Origin of the sequence: Pseudoalteromonas sp. SIMBA_162 (genome assembly GCF_046535955.1) — a bacterium.
Taxonomy (GTDB): domain Bacteria; phylum Pseudomonadota; class Gammaproteobacteria; order Enterobacterales; family Alteromonadaceae; genus Pseudoalteromonas; species Pseudoalteromonas marina.
In genome coordinates this window covers 1-245 of sequence record NZ_JAWJBQ010000968.1, presented here as the reverse complement: position 1 = coordinate 245, position 245 = coordinate 1, and the positions used below count along the sequence as shown (strand labels likewise).

Annotated in this window: 1 protein-coding gene; it reads right to left on the bottom strand. The window is 67.8% G+C overall.

Features of this window, described 5'->3' with window-relative positions:
* Positions 1-245, bottom strand: a 245-nt coding sequence (locus R0J88_RS22590; RefSeq protein ID WP_410901260.1) for an HK97 family phage prohead protease, incomplete at both ends; no start/stop codon positions are given.

Genomic DNA, 245 nt, shown 5'->3' with positions numbered 1-245 from the left:
GGAAGCGCTCGCGGGCGCGGCGCTGATTGACGGCACGCTGCGTGATCTCTCGGAGTTCATCGCAACGGGCTTGGAGCGACCGCTTGGCGGCGCCCGCATCGGGGTAAGCCGGATAGGTCACGGGGGACACATCCAGCAGGCGGCTGAATCGGTGGATGGTGCGCACGATGACGCCGTGCTCGTCCTCGCCCCACTCGTCACCATCGGGGGCGACACGGAAGGCGAAGCTGGAGCCGGTGATGTCA